General features: G+C 39.3%; 17 protein-coding genes and 1 tRNA gene. 10 read left to right on the top strand and 8 right to left on the bottom strand.

Annotated features, from left to right (window positions below; translation table 11 throughout):
- Nucleotides 1-1,227, bottom strand: a complete 1,227-nt coding sequence (locus H6850_01270) for a histidine--tRNA ligase (protein USO02603.1) — start codon at nt 1,225-1,227, stop codon at nt 1-3.
- Nucleotides 1,228-1,541: 314 nt separating this feature from the next.
- Here H6850_01270 and H6850_01265 point away from each other — a divergent pair, with 314 nt between their 5' ends.
- The gene (locus H6850_01265) at nt 1,542-2,726 is read left to right on the top strand and encodes a DNA-packaging protein (GenBank protein USO02602.1); all 1,185 of its coding nucleotides are present in this window, start codon (nt 1,542-1,544) and stop codon (nt 2,724-2,726) included.
- Between the two features lie 369 nt (nt 2,727-3,095).
- On the opposite strand, the gene H6850_01260 is transcribed toward H6850_01265, so the two are convergent.
- Nucleotides 3,096-4,103 (bottom strand): NAD(P)/FAD-dependent oxidoreductase, encoded by a 1,008-nt coding sequence (locus H6850_01260; protein USO02601.1) that lies wholly within the window; start codon nt 4,101-4,103, stop codon nt 3,096-3,098.
- A 116-nt stretch (nt 4,104-4,219) separates the two neighbouring features.
- Nucleotides 4,220-4,510 carry a 30S ribosomal protein S20 gene (gene rpsT, locus H6850_01255; GenBank protein ID USO02600.1) on the bottom strand — a complete coding sequence of 97 codons (291 nt, stop codon included), beginning with the start codon at nt 4,508-4,510 and terminating at the stop codon, nt 4,220-4,222.
- Between the two features lie 503 nt (nt 4,511-5,013).
- On the opposite strand from rpsT, the gene H6850_01250 reads away from it, so the two are divergent.
- The 4 genes from H6850_01250 (at nt 5,014) to H6850_01235 (ending at nt 7,726) form a co-directional block, all read left to right on the top strand.
- The gene (locus tag H6850_01250) at nt 5,014-5,958 is read left to right on the top strand and encodes a hypothetical protein (GenBank protein USO02599.1); all 945 of its coding nucleotides are present in this window, start codon (nt 5,014-5,016) and stop codon (nt 5,956-5,958) included.
- A 212-nt stretch (nt 5,959-6,170) separates the two neighbouring features.
- Nucleotides 6,171-6,638 carry a 50S ribosomal protein L13 gene (gene rplM / locus H6850_01245; GenBank protein ID USO02598.1) on the top strand — a complete coding sequence of 156 codons (468 nt, stop codon included), beginning with the start codon at nt 6,171-6,173 and terminating at the stop codon, nt 6,636-6,638.
- On the top strand, nt 6,638-7,066 hold the full coding sequence (gene rpsI, locus H6850_01240; protein USO02597.1) for a 30S ribosomal protein S9: 429 nt from the start codon (nt 6,638-6,640) through the stop codon (nt 7,064-7,066). Before rplM ends, rpsI begins: the two co-directional genes overlap by 1 nt.
- A gap of 3 nt (nt 7,067-7,069) precedes the next feature.
- Nucleotides 7,070-7,726, top strand: a complete 657-nt coding sequence (locus H6850_01235) for a hypothetical protein (GenBank protein ID USO02596.1) — start codon at nt 7,070-7,072, stop codon at nt 7,724-7,726.
- A gap of 15 nt (nt 7,727-7,741) precedes the next feature.
- Here H6850_01235 and der read toward each other — a convergent pair whose 3' ends face one another.
- From der to H6850_01210, 5 genes are all read right to left on the bottom strand, one after another.
- A complete protein-coding gene (der, locus tag H6850_01230; GenBank protein USO02595.1) occupies nt 7,742-9,073 on the bottom strand; it encodes a ribosome biogenesis GTPase Der in 1,332 nt (443 codons plus the stop codon).
- 146 nt (nt 9,074-9,219) lie between these two features.
- Nucleotides 9,220-10,380: a PQQ-like beta-propeller repeat protein gene (locus H6850_01225; GenBank protein ID USO02594.1), complete on the bottom strand. Its 1,161-nt coding sequence runs from the start codon at nt 10,378-10,380 to the stop codon at nt 9,220-9,222.
- Between the two features lie 73 nt (nt 10,381-10,453).
- Nucleotides 10,454-11,155 carry a tetratricopeptide repeat protein gene (locus H6850_01220; GenBank protein ID USO02593.1) on the bottom strand — a complete coding sequence of 234 codons (702 nt, stop codon included), beginning with the start codon at nt 11,153-11,155 and terminating at the stop codon, nt 10,454-10,456.
- A gap of 115 nt (nt 11,156-11,270) precedes the next feature.
- Nucleotides 11,271-12,770, bottom strand: a complete 1,500-nt coding sequence (locus H6850_01215; GenBank protein ID USO02592.1) for a hypothetical protein — start codon at nt 12,768-12,770, stop codon at nt 11,271-11,273.
- Nucleotides 12,771-12,859: 89 nt separating this feature from the next.
- Nucleotides 12,860-14,386 carry a hypothetical protein gene (locus tag H6850_01210; GenBank protein USO02591.1) on the bottom strand — a complete coding sequence of 509 codons (1,527 nt, stop codon included), beginning with the start codon at nt 14,384-14,386 and terminating at the stop codon, nt 12,860-12,862.
- A 110-nt stretch (nt 14,387-14,496) separates the two neighbouring features.
- Between H6850_01210 and pheS the strand changes: the two genes are divergently transcribed.
- From pheS to H6850_01185, 5 genes are all read left to right on the top strand, one after another.
- Entirely contained in the window at nt 14,497-15,441 is a 945-nt protein-coding gene (gene pheS / locus H6850_01205; GenBank protein USO02590.1) for a phenylalanine--tRNA ligase subunit alpha, read from the top strand.
- 68 nt (nt 15,442-15,509) lie between these two features.
- Nucleotides 15,510-17,573 carry a hypothetical protein gene (locus tag H6850_01200; protein ID USO02589.1) on the top strand — a complete coding sequence of 688 codons (2,064 nt, stop codon included), beginning with the start codon at nt 15,510-15,512 and terminating at the stop codon, nt 17,571-17,573.
- 66 nt (nt 17,574-17,639) lie between these two features.
- Nucleotides 17,640-18,488, top strand: a complete 849-nt coding sequence (gene tilS / locus H6850_01195) for a tRNA lysidine(34) synthetase TilS (protein USO02588.1) — start codon at nt 17,640-17,642, stop codon at nt 18,486-18,488.
- A 14-nt stretch (nt 18,489-18,502) separates the two neighbouring features.
- Nucleotides 18,503-18,579, top strand: a tRNA-Pro gene (locus tag H6850_01190).
- A 163-nt stretch (nt 18,580-18,742) separates the two neighbouring features.
- Complete coding sequence (locus tag H6850_01185; GenBank protein USO02587.1) at nt 18,743-18,982, top strand: GIY-YIG nuclease family protein; 240 nt, start codon at nt 18,743-18,745, stop codon at nt 18,980-18,982.
- The last annotated feature ends 16 nt before the right edge of the window (nt 18,983-18,998 follow it).

Below are 18,998 nucleotides of genomic sequence, written 5' to 3'. Positions count from 1 at the left end.
TTACAAGGCTAGAAAATCAAGAATTTCACCCACACTTTTTGTCTGATTCCCCTCATCACTCCCCAAAAATTTCAGCGTCACAGTAGACGCTTCAACTTCATTTTCACCAATCAACAAAGCATACTCAGCCTGACGTTTTTCAGCATATTTCAAATCTTTAGATAACTTGCCTTTAAACGACACTTCACACATCACACCGTTATCACGTAACGTTTCGCATACATCCATCGCATATGCTAAGCAATCATCAGAAAACGGAATCACAATAACAGGCGCATTAACATCACCCACTTCACTTAAAAACATCACGCGGTCTATCCCCATCGCAAATCCAATGCCAGGAATATCCGGCCCACCCATGGTGGACACCAAGCCATCGTATCGTCCGCCAGCTAAAAAGGCTGACTGTGCACCCAAATCTTCATGCGTAAATTCAAACACCGTATGTGTGTAATAATCTAATCCACGCACCAAACGGGAGTTCACGTGATACGTCACATCAAAAGCATCCAAATATCCACAAACGGATTCAAAAAACGCCTTAGATTCTTCATTTAAATAACCCTCGAACTTTGGTGCATTCATCAAAATCTTTTGATCCTGCATATCTTTAGAATCCAAAATACGCAAAGGATTTCGAAGCAATCTCTCTTGGCTATCTTGAGACAGTTCGTTTTTTTGCGGGGTAAGATATTTAATCAGCGCATCATTGTAAGCTTTTCGTGATGCAACATCACCAATGGTATTGATCTCAAACTTAAATCCTTTCACACCTAAATCTTCAAGAATGCGATGTGCCAGCAAAATAATCTCAGCATCAATATATGGATCTTTCTCACCAAATGCCTCAATGCCAAATTGATAAAACTGACGATATCGACCTTTTTGCGGACGCTCATAACGAAACATCGGCCCTTGATAGAAAAACTTTTGCGGCAAATCTTGTGTAAGCTTATTCGAAATTAATGCGCGCACGACACTAGCAGTTGCCTCAGGTCGAAGGGCTAATATTTCCCCATGACGATCTGTTAGTGTGAACATTTCTTTATTCACCACATCACTGACATCACCCAACGTGCGCTTAAACACATCAAGTGATTCTACGATAGGTAGTTCAATGCCTTCATATCCATATAGCTTTGCAATCGTTTCGCATATTGTTTTGATTTCGGAAAATGTTTTGAAATCGTTTTGCAAAAGGTCTCGAAAACCACGAATAGGCTGCATAGGAAAAAGTTGAAGATTGTATAGTGTATTATGATTTTTTTGTGGTTGGGTTGTCAAAAACTATCGAGTTCGTCATGGCAAGCGGAGTGTGGTCATCCATGGATCACCGCGTCGCTTAGCTCCTCGTGATGACGGCTCTGAGCCCGTCATTGCGAGCGTTCGTAAGAACGCGTGGCAATCTGTGATGGATCACCACGCCTTGCTACACAAGGCTCGTGATGACGTCAGACTATAGCCCAAAAATTTCTCAGCAATAAAAAAACATCTCATTTCATGATATCGTAAATCCAAACATTTCCTCATAAATTCACCAAATGACATTTGCGCAAAGGTGGCAGCCACGCGATAAGCAAAGGTTGCCCAATGATTTTTATGTCTGGCTTATTATGGCCGGGCGTGGTTTTGGTAAAACCAAAACAGGTGCAGAAAGTATTGTGTCATTGATGGAGCAGGGTAAGGCTAAAAATATTGCCCTAATTGGTCAAACTATCAAAGAAGCGCATCGTGTAATGGTAGCAGGTGTGAGCGGTTTGCTCAGTAGTTCGAATATGCCAAAAGCATATCATTATCGCAAAACTGAAGGTCTCATTACGTGGAAAAAATCTGATATTAGAATTCAGCTATTTGGTGGCGATCAGTATGAAACCTTGAGAGGTCCGCAGTTTGATACAGTGTGGATTGATGAGTTAGCAAAATTCAAATATCCAGAGGAATTATGGACACAAGTTGAGTTAACACTTCGCATGTCAGCTCAACCCAAATGCATCATCACAACAACTCCAAAACCCATAAAACTTCTGCATGATTTGCAGCGCCTGCGTGGCACAGTTGTGACAACAGGCTCCACGTTTGAAAACAAGAAACATCTTAGTGCGCGATTTATCCAAAATATGGAAACGCATTATGCAAAAACGCGTTTGGGTGCGCAGGAGTTATATGGTGAGTTATTTCATGAAGATGAGTTTTCATTATTTAAACAATCATACTTTCAGCACAATCCAAAAGTTCCTGAATTGAAACGTATTGTTATTGGTTTAGATCCAGCTGTCACCAAAGATGGATGTGAAACAGGCATCATTGTATGTGGATTATCTCATGCAGGTAATGTGTATGTTTTGGAAGATCTCAGCGGAAATTACACTCCATGCCAGTGGGTGCAAAAAGCATGCTACGCGTATCACAAATACCAAGCAGATGCTGCGGTTGTAGAAGTCAATCAAGGTGGTTCGCTGATTACAGAATTGTTTCACATTCACAATGGTGCTGAACTTCCCATCAAAGAAGTTGTAGCAAAGCGCAGCAAAATAACACGTGCAGAACCTGTGATTGCGTTATATGAGCAGGGTAGGGTGGTTCACCGTAAATATTTCAATGCGTTAGAAACACAACTCACTAGCTACAAACCTGGCCGTGCAGCAGATCGCATGGATGCATTGGTATGGGCGATTACAGAGTTGGTTTTGACAGGAGAATTTGGAACGTGGTGGGCCGCTCGATGATATCGTCATCACGAAGGGCATACAGCGTATCGTCATCACGAGGAGCGCAAAATTTACCGTCATCACGAGGAGCACAAAATTTACCGTCATCACGAGCCTTGCGTAGCAAGGCGTGGTGATCAAGAAAAACATGGATGGCCACGATTTTCTTTCGAAAATCTCGCAATGACGAATGTCGAGCCGTCATCACGAGGAGCGGAGCGACGTGGTGATCCATAGAGAGATAGCCCGCCTACGCTCTTTGAGCTTTGGCGAGACATCCACTCCGCACGCTCCGACTCGACCAATCTCGTCGTAGCTAAATTTTGCCTTTGGCAAAATTAGCGAAGACGGATGGATGGCCACGCTTCGCTCGCCATGACGAAGCTTCTACAACTCCTTCACACCCTTCGTCGTAGAATACTCAAAGTGAAACACTTTTCCAGGATTCAAATAAGCACGAATATTGTGAGCAGCAGTAAATGCTTCTGTAAATCCAATCGCAATTAATTTTTGCTTATTGTCATAATGTGCAATGTCGCCAATGGCGTAAATACCCTCTTTAGGTGAGCGCATGGTTGTAACATCAACAGGGATCATATCTTTTTTCAAATCCAAATCCCATTTCAAAATAGGCCCCAAATCAGCAGATAATCCAAAAAAAGGCAAAAAGAAATCTGCTTTTATCGCATCAATGCTATCATCTTGAATGTTTTGCACATCCACTTGCGTTAAAACACCATCATTTCCATGTAATGCTTTCACTTGCCCAGGTGCTTTTAAGATCACTTTCCCAGATTCAATCAATTTATCTAACGCTTGCTCACTAGAATCGTGGCAACGAAACTTTGTGCGTCGGTGTACTAAATATACTTGCCCAGCAATTTTAGATAATTCTAACGCCCAATCGACGGCAGAATCACCTCCGCCGGCGATGACAATATTTTTATCTTTAAACATAGATTTATCTGACACATGATAAAACACAGATTTATCTTCAAATTCTTCAATGTTGGACAATGGCGGTTTGCGCGGGCCAAATGCCCCGATACCACCAGCAATCACAACAGCTTTTACGTTGACTGTGTCTTTGTCCGTTGTTAACGTGAATCCATCATCAGTTTTTTGAATATCCAGAACCTGCTCTTTTAAGCGATATTCAGGACGAAAGGGTTTGTGCTGTTTTTTCAGCTTGCGCACCAATTTTTCTGCTGTGATTTTGGGGTAGGCGGGGATGTCGTAAATTGGCTTGTCTTTATATAAGACACATTGGCCACCGAGTTCTTCTTGGAAATCAAAGAGGTAAGAGCGATACCCCATCATGCCATTGGCATAAACAGAGAATAATCCAACAGGGCCTGCGCCGATGATTGCGATTTCGGGAGAATTTTGCGACATATTGGACCTCTTTCTAATGAAGGTCGTCATGGCGAGCCGGCCGCAGCTTCAGCGAAGGTGGCGTGGCCATCCATGGATCACCACAGCAACTTCGTGCCTCGTGATGACGTTATGTGTTAAGACGCGAGAGTTTTTAACTTCTTGTTCAATCTTGAAACTTTGCGAGATGCTGCTTTTTTGTTGATCGCACCTTTTTGTGCTGCGCGCATCAGTTGCCTTTCTGCTGCTACCAAAACTGGCTTAGCTTCAGTTGGCGCCAAAGCTGGAGCTGTAGAACCAACTCTTATACCTAATGCAACCTCAGCTTTTTTCACAGCCGTCTTCACCAAAGATCTTCTATTCTTATTCACAGCCGTTCTTTTTGTGATCTTGCGGATCATTTTTTCCGCACTTTTATGATTAGCCATAATATTATTTTTTATATCCTTACATAGGCAGTATAGGACTTTTTATTTGAAAAATCTACCACTTCTGTCATCACGAGAATCTACTATTTCCGTCATCACGAGCTGATTCATCCCCACGATGCGCAGGCGTCATCACGAGGAGCGCAGCGACGTGGTGATCCGTGGAGGTGTCCGCCTACGCTCTAAAGAGCTTCGGCGAGACATCCACTTCACACGCTTCGACTCGACCAATCTCGTCGTAGCTAAATTTTGCTGAAGGCAAAATTTGCGAAGACGGATGGATGGCCAAGATTTTCTTTCGAAAATCTCGCCATGACGGTCGTTGTCCTTATATTTTTCTATCAATTTCTCTAGAAGAAAAGCTTGCATGGTTAAGCGTTTAAGACTTTTTTGGATTTTAGAAAATTCGTGGGGATGAATCAGATCACGAGGAGCATAGCAACTTGGTGATCTATAATGTTTTCTGTTACATTGAAAAAAAAAAGAGGGAAATTTGAAATTTTATGTTATTCACTTTATTTGCAAACGGGTTTTATTTTGGTGTTAACGGAAACTTTGGTGGGCTTCACAAAGGGCCGCGTAAGTTTGGGCCTTCCTCAGCTCTTTCATCAGATAACAAATTTAAAAAAGATTTTGAAGAAGAGTTAAAAAAGAAATTTAACGTTGATTTAACGCTCGATGATTTTTTGTCTAAGACGGGTATAGACTTAGCGCGCGCTTCTGCAGCCGTGAGTACTAATGCAGAGGAAAAAGAAATGGCAATGACTGTGCTGGATAATGCCGAAAAGACCTTGGAACAGCTAGGTAAATGGTCGAATTTTTTTAATTGGAGTGTTGGTTGCGGTTTAGGATATCGCTTTATGTTATCTCAAAAGTGGTTTTTAGATTGGGGATTTTTTGACTTTTCTAAAGGTTTTTCGTTTTTCACTAACTTTAGAGTGGGAAAGATTTATTCAGACAAATGGTCATTTTATGGCAGCGTCTCCCCATGTGTATTGATGTCAACAAATCTTAAGGATCTTTATGGAATCTATCGGATTTATAAGAGTAAACGAACTATTCCCGAGAAAACAACTACTCTTTCAAGTGGTGGTTTTCGTTGGGAGGCTGCGCGCAAAGAGCCTTTTACGACTCAAGATGTGAATGCTATTTTTAAAAGTTTTGGATATACGTTTCCATTTATAGGTTTAGGTTTTGGTTTAGGTGCTGGAGCATCGTATAGACTTTCTCCTCGAACATCATTTGTAGCAGAATATAATGTTCAGATTAGTTATCTAGATGGTTATTATGCGGCCTATGCCCTAGCGAAACGATGGGCGAAGGATGTAAAAGGACTAGATGATATTAAAGAGCTAGAGCCTATATTTAAGCCGTTTTTGTCCTCAAGAACAATTCGTCAGCGAATATCTCTTGGGATAGAATTTCACAGCTCAGCCCGCGACGAGTAACGTAGGACTCCGTCATTGCGAGCGCTCGTTAGAGCGTGTGGCAATCTATTATGGATCACCACGGAGCGAAGCTCCTCGTGATGACGAGGTTGACTTGCCGTTCGTGATAACGGGATAGATTTGCACCCTATAATGACGTCTCTAAATTTTCTTGCATGCTTTACATAAAATGCTCTATACTGACTTAGTACTCGCATATGAAAATTATAATAATGCATACAAAGTCATTGAAAGCGAAAGAAATCGACAAGAAATGGGTGCTTGTAGACGCTGAGAATCTCGTGTTGGGCAGAATGGCAAGCGTGATTGCAATGCGCCTTAAAGGTAAGCACAAACCATCTTATACACCGCACATGGATTGTGGTGATAATGTTGTTGTAATTAATGCAGATAAAGTGCATCTTACAGGCAAAAAGATGGAAGATAAAGTATTCTATCGTCACACAGGTTATCCTGGCGGAATTAAGGAAGAGAACGCGAAGGAGCGTCTTCAAGGGCATCATCCTGAAACTCTTGTAAAAAAAGCTGTTGAAAGAATGCTATCCAAAGGCCCATTGAGAAATCAATTAATGCGTAACCTGAAAGTTTACACAGGTGCAGATCATCCACATGTAGCGCAAAAACCAGAAGTTTTGAATGTTGCTATGATGAATGAGAAGAACATAAGGAGAGATCAATAATGAGTTTATCTGATAATCAAGAAATTGCAGCACCTAAGCTCGACAAACTTGGCAGAAGTTATGCAACAGGAAAAAGAAAAAGCTCCATTGCGCGTGTTTGGATCAAAAAAGGCACAGGCAAAATGAGCGTGAATGGTCAAGAAGCGCATAAGTATTTTGTACGCCCTACTTTGCAAATGATGGTTCACCAACCATTTGAGCGTGTAAACCAAGAGTTTGATGTGTTTGCAACAATTGAAGGTGGTGGATTATCTGGTCAAGCTGGTGCCTTGAGGCATGGTATTAGCAAAGCCATTTCGTTATTCAACCCAGAGCTTCGCCCAACATTGAAGCAAGCTGGTTTCTTGACGCGTGACGCACGTGAGGTTGAGCGTAAAAAACCTGGTCGTCCAAAAGCACGTAAGAAGTTCCAATTCTCCAAGCGTTAATTTATGTTTTTATTCGCGGGAAATTTTACGTTTGATCTTTTAGGAAATTTTGGCAAGGGTTTTATAAAGGCTGATGGATCAACTGTTAAAATTCATCCGTCTACTGCAGTTCAAGAATCATACAAAGATGAAGAAGGTTTCATAGGTGGTGTTGGTTTTGAAGCTGGGTATCAGTTTTTTTCAAGGTCTACTTATTTTTGTGAATGGAATTTTTTGAGTGCACATGGTTCAATTCATTACAGCTACCTTGGCCGAGTTACAGGTTTTAACTGGGCAACTCTTCATCCTAAAGATGTGCAAGGTACAGAGAAAGTTACTCTGTTAAAAGGCGGTATAGAGGGCGATCTAGGTGTAACACAATTTCGCTTCGGTAAATTTTTTAATGAGCGTTGGAGTGTGTATGGCGTTGTTAATCCCGCAACGCTTTTTGCTGGAAATATAGCAGGTATATGTTCTTTGGTTTTTAACGTCGGATTTTTAGGTGGTATTGGTGCCCGTTATCGCCTAACGGATTGGTGTTCTTTTGCTGGAGAAGTCAGAGGCATTAAATCATATTATATTCATCCCATAGGTGCGTGGAAAAATAGAACATGTGATTGTAAGTTTGACTCAAAGTTATCTATTGTTCGGTTGTTTTTTGGGTTTCATTTTACCAAGTGATCAAATTTGCTCTGTTTAAGATGATGTTTGCTCAGCAACATATGGATTTTTCGTTGCTCTAAAAAACACTCTTACAGGTACACCCTCATATCCAAACTCTTTATGAAAGCGATTCATCAAATAGCGCTCATATTTTTTCAATCCATCGTGAACAACGTTCACAAACACACATATGCGCGGTGGACGTGTTTTGACTTGTGTAGCAAACTTCAATTTTACAGCGCGGCCGCCATGAGAGGGTGGGGCAACTTCTAAAGCGCTCTCTTTTAACCAGGAGTTTAATTTACCTGTGCTGATGCGTTTATTCCAAAACTGCAGCATTCTTTTTACAACATCAAAAATTTTACTCACACCAAAGCGTTCAAACGATGAAATTGGCACAATAGGAACATATGAAAACCCTTTAATCATAAGCGTATGTTTCACAGTATCGAGTACCATCTTTGGATCTTTAACTTCGTCCCATTTGCTCATACATACAACAAGGCAACGCCCTTCTTCTAGGATTTTGTAAATCATAGCTAAATCCTGCTGATCCAGTCCAAATTGTGAAACTTGCTTGCCATCAATCATATAAATAATACACTCAGCAAACTGAAGCGTATCAAAGCTTGCGCGTAGACTTAATTTCTCTAAGTCTTCTTTGGTCTTAGCTTTTTTCTTGATACCAGCCGTATCAATCAATTCATAGGCTTCGCCATGAAAATCAAATGGATATTTCACGGACTCGCGTGTTAATCCAGGCATATCTCCTGTGAGTTGTCGATCTTCACCTAAAATGGCATTAATAAACGTGGATTTTCCAGCATTTGGACGACCTAGCACAGCAATCTGACTGCGTCGCTCAGCTATAGAGCCCTCCATCAAACGTTGCGCGTCCATAGGGGCAAAAATATCGTGCAATCCAATTTGATGTTCTGCGGAAACGGCAACTACATGCTCAAACCCTAGCTCATAAAATGTTAGCTCATCAAAATCTTTGCGATCAACCTTATTAACCAATACAATGACAGGCTTGCCAAATTTGCGAATTAATTTTACGACATCACGATCAATGCTTGTTAATCCGACTGTCCCATCAACCATGAGCCACAAATAATCTGCGTCTTCAGCTTCTTCTTCAATGCGTTTTAAAACTTGTCGCTTTAAGAGTTCATCTTCATAAAGATCTATGCCCGGCGTGTCTGTCAAATAGAATGAATAGTCACCCCATTGAATCAATTCTTTTTTTGGATCGCGCGTTACACCAGGTTGGTCATACACAATGGCAGATTTCTCTTTAGAAAAGCAGTTGAATAGTGTGGACTTTCCGACGTTGGCACGTCCTACGAGTGCGATTTTAATCATGGACTGTCCCCTTTTCCGTATCGAAGGTGGTCGTCATCATGAGGAGTGCACAGTATATCGTCCTCACGAGGAGCTGAGCTTCGTGGTGATCCATGGATGGCAACGCTTCGCTCGCCATGACGACGGTCTGTGACGATGCGCGTGATCTACAGGACATACAAATTACCCTTCGTTAACGCAAACAATTGTTCGCCAGCAACGCCAATATCATGCACTTTTTCACCAAAATCTACAACGCGCTCTATAGCACCAGTCTTTGGATCAATAAATGCACCTTTGGATGAATATTTATGCAGTGAGGAAACAAAAATACGATCATTTACACACACCATATTCGTAAAGTTGATAGGTGTGTCAAGTTTCGGATTGAGGTTTGTCACCATGCGAATATTACCATCTTTCTTATTCACAGATACAAGCATGCCGTATTTATCTAAGATATAAATATAGTCACCATTTAAAAGCAAATCTCTATTGCTACTAATATTCTTGCTCCATATCACTTGCCCATCATACGCCTTGTATGCAGATAAATTATTGTCCGTTCCCACGGCATATAAAATATCATTCTCAACAATAGGTTGTGATGTGACATGCAGTAAGTTGTTTCCCATTAAGTTGATTTGCCCATACAGCGAATCGTTCCAATGTAGAAGCCCCGTGTCTTTGTTAATTAGACTAAAGTCACCATTTGTAAAGCCTGTGATAAAAAATTCTTTGTATAAAATTGGTGAAGAGCCTATGCGATATCCTGAAGCATATCTGTTTTTATAGGTCCACAACTCCTTATTTTGTTTGAAGTCAAAACATAAAATCATATCGCCAGCGGTTTGAATGTAAATACGATTTTTTTCAATAAGGGGTTTCGAACTTATAGCCATGCCCAGATCTTTTTCAAAGATAATTTTTTCGGTTTGCAGATCCAAAATAACCACACGCCCGTCACGCCCAACAATTGCCATGAAATTATCTTTCTTGTTCATCAAGACAGGCTCTTTAAAATCACCTTTTATTTCGATAGGTGATATCCATTTTTTGTCTTTAAGAGAAAAACGCTCAATTCCATTGGAGGAAAATACATATAGGAAGGTTTTATCAAACACCATGTTTTTGGATTTATGCCCAACTGAAATATGTTGCGGTCTATCGCTTAATTTCACAGTGTTTTTTGTTTCAAATACAAAAGGTTTTTTTGCTTCTATAGGATCAACAATGACATTTTCAATGTAAGTTTCTTTTTTGTGTGGTGGCACTATGGTGTCGAGGGTTTGCGCGCAGCTTGTGAGCGAGAGAATCGCAGTCGTCATCACGAGGAGCGGAGCGACGTGGTGATTCATATGGATGGCCAAGGCCCTAAAGGGCCTCGCCATGACGTTTCTTTTACTTCTTCGCATCCTTTTGTCTTTCCATATGAATCAACCTCACCATTGCTTGCGCGCGTTCACGCATACCATGATCAATACCAGGTGTTTGCGCCAATCCAATATATGTTGAGCGTGCTTTTTCATGGTCACCTTGTAGGTAATAAATATACCCTTCAATTTCCATCGCCATTTTTTTCACATGTTCATTCTTTAGCTTTGCAAGTTCGCCGGCAAAACCTTCTAGATCTTTGTTAGATGTGTTGCCTTGATCGATCTTAAAACGGATCAAATTCAGTTGAGCCAACTCACGATAAAAACTGTCTGTTTTTCTGTTGTTAATAATAGCTTGATATGTTTCTAGAATTTTTGTGACATTGTTCATAGAGCGATAATATTCAATTAACAAAAATTGAGACATCGTTTTATAGTTAATTGGACCTTTTTCAACAATTGTGTTGAGTTTTTGCACAGCAAATCCAACCTCACCCTGCATCAAAGACATGCGCGCTTCTTCATAAAGGTTAGAATATGTCACCGCATCTTTTTGTGCTGCACTACTGCGCCAGGAGACAAATGCTGCACCTGCCAAAACTACTGCCACAACAATAATCAAATACAGGCCAAATTGATTCCACAATTTGCGCCATTTCGCCATTCTAGCTTCATCGGCAATAGCTTGCTCAAGCTCGTTATAAGACTGATCTTTATCTTTAGACATAGTGTTGCTGTACGGTTCGTTTCATTGTCTATTTTTGCATAAAAGCGGGGGAGAGTAAAACACCCGAAGAGGGTTTGAATAAAACATAAAGGAAAGCAATCAAGCCATCCTCTGTTTAGTCTTCAGTTTGCCACACGTATCTAGAGTAAATTTTGCTCATAAGACTACTCAAAACTTTTTCTTTGTTCTCATCATTAACCGATGAAAATTCTTTCTTTAATTCCAAAGCAATATCTTTCATTGCCTCTGTATCAAACTCAAGGGCTTTGGTTTTCCCGGTAATTATATAATCGAGCGCGTTTTTAGTCCAGCGCGCGTCATTCCAATTTGGGAACAATACTTCTTTGAGTGCCGAGAATAGCTCAATTACAGAATCTAAATCAACCTTCTCTGAAAGAAGCTTTGTGTAAAAATACTCATCTTCCAAATATTTAATTTCTTTATCAGGATTTATAACTGGCTCAATCTTTTGAATTGTGCGAACAAACTTTTCTCTCACTTCTGATCTTTCTTGTTGTGTATTATAGGGATATTTATTAAAAACAAGAGCGTTAAAAAATTCTTTCTTTTTCCATAAAATCATTTCTGGATCGCCCACATACTCTGCAAGTAAGGTATTCAAGTCTGCAGATTTCGCAAAAATATCATCCACTTCATCTGGATCTAAGAAAAGCACCCCTTCGAGGTCAACGTTATAAGGTATATTATCTTTAAAGAGAGGGTTTGTTGTTATAGCGTTTAAAATTTTGGATAGATTTTTCTCAACAGGGTGTTCGCCATTAAATTCTAGTTTATGATCCTTGTTTCCTACTTTTGTTTGATTAATAGCTTTGCAAATTAGTCTAGACAAGTCGCGGCGCCAGCGAGGCTTTTCAGATTGTTGTGCAGAATCGAGGATGGCTTGGATTCTAGGGGACTGCATAAGTTCTATAGTGCTAGTCATGTATTCAGGATTGAGGGAGGCGGCGCGATAGCATTCATTGGCAATGAGTGTAATTCCATCAATGCTTTCAAAATCTGCCGCGATTTTAACAAAATCCTCAGGCAGTTTAAGTAAACTTAAACTCTCCTCTCTTTCGATAAAAATGCGCGGCGAGATGTAAGCTTGATTTTTTATTATTTTATCATAAGCTTCTCCTCTATAGTCTCCTTGATACTCAGCCCAATGGGGTAAGTTTTCAGCTATAAGACTCAAATAGTCGCTTAAAAAAGTTGAGAATCGGTCAAAATTATACCGGGTTTGGTCAGAGGTCATAAGCCATTTGTTTAAACCGCTAAGAATCGTATTGATTTTAGATACATCATCTCTTGAAACTGCATTGAACCACTGATTTGTCAGGCCTTCTGCTGTTTTATCAAGAAGTTTATCATTATCTATTTGGGTATGGTCTCTTAAGTATGGAATGAAACTGCGCGCGATGCTTATAGCCTCATATGACGTATAAGGATTATTCTCAAACGGAGCGGCATGAGGTATTGAGTCAGTTGATGCATATAGGGTTGGTTTAGAATATGTGGGTGCGCTTATTCCCATTGTTAAAAGCCACACCAACAGCGGCAAACACCAAGATATAGCGATACTCATAATAATCTGACCCGTACAAGAATTTGACATAACATAATCTATTCAATCGTTTGATCCATTATATCATATTTTATGTGCAAGTGTATATTTTTTATGTTTTTGACAAGTTTTTTTATGCATTAATAATTCTCTTCTCGTTCCCTTTCATTGTACTGTCTTAGGAATTGCCAACTATGAAATAATTCTCCTATGTTTACTCTCACGTCCGTTATATTCTGCTCATTAATGACCGGAAATTTCTGACGTATTTTTGTAAGAACTTTATTTATGTCACTCTCATTTAAGGTGCGTGTCTTATCTTCTGGTGGAGATAATGTTATGGGCCCCACTGCGTTGTAAAGAATACTCTCTAGAAGCTCTCTATGTAAAGATACGTTGTGTATATCTCCAAAGAGTTCTTGTTTTATTAGATTGAACCATCTTAGAGCGGTATCTAAATCTGTATTGTCTTGAGCAATTCTCTTGCTTAAAAACCAAAGCCCATCCTCATAAATACGATCCTGGAAATAAGGATCAAGAAGCGCGGCTTGTAGCTTCATAAATGTTTCAAGCATTTTTTCTCTCAGTTCCATGCGTTCGTTATCTGGTGTGTCTGCTAATAGCAATTGCTCTAATATTCTAGCTTTGTCATGATCTTCTATAGGTCTTTCAAAAGATGTACGTGCATTTTGATAAATATGTTTCAACTGAATAAAAATCTGATAGATCCTGTTGTATTCTTCATGAGGGATGCGCTGTAATATTTGTAAAAATGTACCTTTTAAGCTAGTAAAATTATTCACAGAAAATGTGTCATCATCTATCCATCTTAAAAGCGTATAAAACCTATCAATAAGTTCATTGGTATTGGAAGGAGAAAGACTTTCTCTGCCTCGGTAGTTTCTTTGCTCTTTTAGTTTATCTATTGTAACTCTAATTAGACCCATGACACGAAATTTATTATCTGGGTGACGTGAAAAAATTCTTTTATAATTTCCTTGTGCAGCAATAACATTGACCGTTGCAAACGCATCTTCTAATTCTGAAAAAGTATGGAAAGATCGAACTAAATAAAAAATTTCTGCAAAATCCTCAATTCTTTCGCTTGATATAAGTCTTAAAAATGACATGAGTATAGCTATATCTTCAGAGATGAGCACTGGAAGGATATCTGAAAATGCTATAGGGTTAGCCATATGATCAATAAACAAAACAGGCGGAAGCGCTAATATACGTGCTTTAGTTTGCTGATAATTTGCTCTAGCGATGCCGCCAAAGTAATATCCTAAAAAGCTTGATAAATTTTGTCCTTTATATTGGTGTCCTGCTGCTTGTGCAAGCCAAGGCGCTAAATCATCTAAAACATTTTGCAAGTTAGGTTCTGTGGAATTGCCTGCTCCGCCAGGTAAAAACCACTGATCGACCACAAATTCCATATTAACATCTCGCATATCTGAATAGTCTCTAAAAAATGGTCTTAATGCATTCCGTGCATCATTTCGCGTGAATACTTCTGGAGCTGCATTTGGAAGTTCAGTTGATGCATATAAAGTTGACTGAAAATATGAAGATGCGCTCATTTCCATCGTGATAAACCAAGCGAGCAGCGGCAAACACCAAGAAATTGCGATGCTTAAAATAATTTGTCTAATGCAGGAATTTGACATTGTTTATTGTGTTACAATTTGCTTTTTCAGTATATCATACCTTTTGTTCATTTGCACTCATCCCCGAAATAATCCTATAAATAAGGTAAAGCTTATATGAAAAAAAACACATGCTCGAATCTGTCAAAACCCTTAAAGACTTAGAAAATGAAAAAGTACAACATCTAGGCAAAAGCGGCACTATTACGAAAATGTACCAAGATTTGCGTGCGTTAGATGGGGAAGAGAAAAAGCAAAAAGGACAAGAGATCAACAAATTAAAAGAGGAATTTGAGGCAGCCTATAATGCTAAAAAAGCTGAACTAGAAGAGCAAGAGTTAAATACGAAATTACAAACAGAAAGTATAGATATTTCACTTGAGCCACGCTTGGCAAAAAAAGGCGCATTGCATCCGCTCACACATTCTATTGAAACGATTAAGCAACATTTTTTGGCACAAGGATTTACGTTAGAAACAGGGCCGGAAATTGAGGAAGATTTTTACAATTTTGATGCTTTGAATATTCCTAAACATCACCCAGCGCGACAAAGTCATGACACCTTTTATATTGGGGAAAAATTACTTCGTACACATACATCCAATGTGCAAATTCGCACAATGGAACAACGCAAACCACCATTGCGTTTGATTTCCATTGGTCGTGTGTATCGCGCGGACGATGTGGATGCAACGCATGCGCCGATGTTTCATCAATTTGAATGCATGGTGATTGATGAAACCACAAACATGTCACACCTCAAGGGTACGTTGGAAAACTTTTTCCAGCATGCATTTGATGATAAAAATTTAGAGATACGATTTAGGCCGAGCTTCTTTCCATTTACGGAACCATCCTTTGAAGTTGATATTAAACTCAAAGGCAAATGGGTTGAGATCTTGGGTTGCGGCATGGTGCATCCAAATGTTTTGAAGAATGTTGGCATTGATCCAGAAAAATATCAAGGCTTTGCCTTTGGTATGGGTGTTGAGCGCTTTACGATGATTAAATATGGCCTGAATGATTTAAGGCTTTTGTATAACAATGACTTGCGATTTTTAGCTGCGTTTAAATAATAGCACATCTATAGTGACTAATGAGCTAAAATGATATAATGTAGCCAAAGCTTCCTTAATCCTGCCATATGTCTAGCAATAATTCTTCTACACCCAAACTCCTTTTGGCTATATGTGTTTCTTGGATCTTACCTTTTTTTTCATGGATCTTGGTATGTGTATGTGCAACTGATGCATTTTCTATCAATCAAATACCTGTTGTTTATGCAGCAGGTGATGAAGCGCCTGCATGGCCTTCTCCATCGGCGCGTAAAACACCCTGGCCAACATCTCTTGCAAGAAAATTAACACTTGAGCAGCAAGTTGATCGACTCATTCATCCGATAAATCCTCCTTCTACTGGAGGGTTAAAGACGTGGAGCAAAATTTCTTTTCAAAGTGTAGGAACGCTTTTAGCATCTAAGCCAGAATATTACAATTTGATATGCCGCTCTCTTGCGCTTGGAAAACATCACAACCGTTTTGACCCTTTTTTAGAGTCTTTAGAACACAAAAATTTAGCGGCTATTATTCAAGTATGTTTTGGAAAGGCGGATCTATTTTTTGAAGATTTACATCTTTTTTTAACCCCAAAATATAGCGAAACTTCAGCTTATTTTGATAAGTTTGCTGATGTTTTTCTAAGTTTTAATCCGTCTTCTACAACCATACACCGAATACGGCGCGCAACTCTCCAGCTTTCTGATTCGGAGAGAGAAAAAATACTGAAAATGCAAATCATTATGGCGCTTAAATTTTTTCAAGATGTGCTTTATGTTCGTAAAGACTCTTTAATTCAAGTCGCGGAAAATTATCTTAAAATTTTGGATCGATCCAAAAATCAAGTGTATATAACTGTTGATGAATTGCCTGGCAAGCTTTCTCAGTGGCATGAGGATGAAGTAAAGGGGCAAGAATTGCCATCAGAAATATATATTTTGGTGCGTGGTAATGAAGACAAAGATAATATTGAGAAGCAATTATCTAAGCTTGATTTGCTTGTGTGGCAACCTCTCATAAAGCTTGTACTTTTGGTAAATACGCTATATTCTGACGGTTTTACGATTCCTAACATGACGCAAGATCTTGTGATCACAGGTAATGCAAAATCAATCAGTCGTGGATTCAAAAATCAAATTTTTACAGGGCACTTAGATTTGTCATGTTTGTATGGATGGAATAGCTTTACACGCGATTTCAACAGTCCTGTTCACCCTATTTTTCGTGATACATTTTTTCAATCCACCTTTCACAATGGGCTGCGTCTTGGAAATGATGTAAAAATGCACGCAGGTGCATTTAGCGAGGTTGTATTTGACTGCGATGTTGATTTTTCGAATTTAGATGAAATGTCAGAGGGTGCATTTGTTAATGTAACATTTAAAAGAAATGTCAAATTGAAAGATAGATTGGTCATAAGATTAGATGATTCTTCCAGGAGCGCTTCTATATTTTTTGCCACCTTTGAAAGTGCAATAGATTGGTCAAATTTACAAACTATACCTAGAAGAGCCTTTATGGATTCAACGTTTAAAGCATTAAAATTGAATGACGATGTTTTAATAGAGGAGCGGGCATTTGCAGGCGTTACCTTTCAGGATGCGGTAGAGTTTTTGACTCTGAAAATATCAAAAGATGCATTTAAAAAAGCTATTTTTAAGGGTAGGGCAGTGTTTAAATGCGCCCCTGGATCTGGATTTTCGGGCGCTGTATTTAAGGGTGATGCTGATTTTTCTGATGCTACAGAAATAAAAGAGCGGGCTTTCAGCGAAACAGTTTTTGAGAAGAAGTTGAAGATTAGTGATGGTGTAAAAATAGAACAATATGCTTTTAGCAGTACTGTGTTTAAGGATTGCGTTGACTTTTCTAGTATTAAAAAAATAACAGAATTTTATTTTAACAGATCAACTTTTGAAAAAGGCTTTAAACTCGGCAAGGGTGTGATCGTAGAAAAAAATGCTTTTTACGGTCTGATATTTTCATCCAATACGCTAGACCAAACACATCTTAAATGCAGTGAGGTCAATATAGATCCTGAAGCTTTTGGAGAGAAGCTTATAATGAAAGATAAGATCTTTAGAATTGAATTTGAGGATGTAATTCTTGAGTTTACCGCAGAGGGTATGAAAGAGATTGCTAAAAACCCAGAATAAAGCTGTAATTTGCACTCACCTCTCAAAACTCCTATAAATAAAGTAATATGAGTCATTAAGCTTACTATGGCTGTAAAACCTAAACTCGCGTTAGCCGTATCAGGCGGAAAAGATAGCATGGGCATGGTGTATGCTCTCAAGGATCTTCCCAATATCGTTGTCTTAACGGTTGATCATCGCCTGCGAGAAGAGTCAGCAGGGGAGGCTCTGCAGGTGCAAAGATGGATGATGGAGTTAAATGTTCCACATGTCATTTTGACTTGGGAGCATGATGGGATTGATACAGATATTCAAAACAAGGCGCGCACGGCCCGCTATGATTTAATGACACAGTGGTGTTGGGAGCATGGCGTGAAATATCTTATGACAGCGCATCATCGTGAAGACCAAATTGAGACATTTTTTATGCGACTTGCCAAAGGGTCTGGTTTAAAAGGTCTTGGCGTGATGCACGATGCAACGACTTATAATAATATTACAATTTTGCGACCATTTTTATCTGTTCCAAAAAAGACATTGCATAATTATATTGAGCATGAGAATTTCATTGAAGATCCATCCAATCAAAATGAAGCATTTGAACGTATTCGTTTTCGTTCACTGGTGAAAGATTATATCAAATTAGATCCTGATGCGAATATTTTGAAAACCATCGATAAGTTGAAAATGGTAGATGAGTATTTAGATGGTGCAATACAAGATATATCGGTGGACAAATTGTTAGAATTGGATTATGTTTTGTTTGAACGCGTTATCAATTCGATGTTTCAAGATGATTATCCATTCAAAAGTAGAAAAATTAAAGGGCTGTATGAACGGCTTCATGATCCTGAATTTAAGGCTACAACATTCGCCAATCATCTGTTTAAAAAAACAAAGGCAGGGTTGGAGATTGTGAAAGAAGAAAAAATGTGACAGAATAAAGTGTTCGGGACGTAGCGCAGCCTGGTAGCGCACCTGTTTTGGGTACAGGGGGTCGGAGGTTCAAATCCTCTCGTCCCGACCATCCGTCTTCGCTGATTTTGCCGAAGGCAAAATGTAGCTACGACGCGATTGCGTCGGAGCGTGCGAAACGGATGCCTCGCCGAAGCTCTTTAGAGCGTAGGCGGGTCATCCTTAACGATTTCTTAATCATCTATAATGCAAACTGTAAAACAAACAATAACAGTATGTATTATGTATATTTTATTCAAAGCATTAATCACTCAAAGAGACATTATGTTGGACTAACCACTGATCTGAAACGTAGAATGACTGATCATAATAGCGGGCTATCTATCCATACCAATAAGTTTCGACCATGGAAAATCATTAGTTATATTGCATTTGTAGATAGGTCTAAAGCCGAAAAATTCGAAATTTATTTGAAAACTGCATCGGGTAAGGCGTTTGCGAGGAAGAGGTTTTAGGTAAGCGAGCCCGCCT

Source organism: Alphaproteobacteria bacterium, from assembly GCA_023898745.1.
Taxonomy (GTDB): domain Bacteria; phylum Pseudomonadota; class Alphaproteobacteria.
This window is presented reverse-complemented; position numbering and strand designations above follow the sequence as displayed.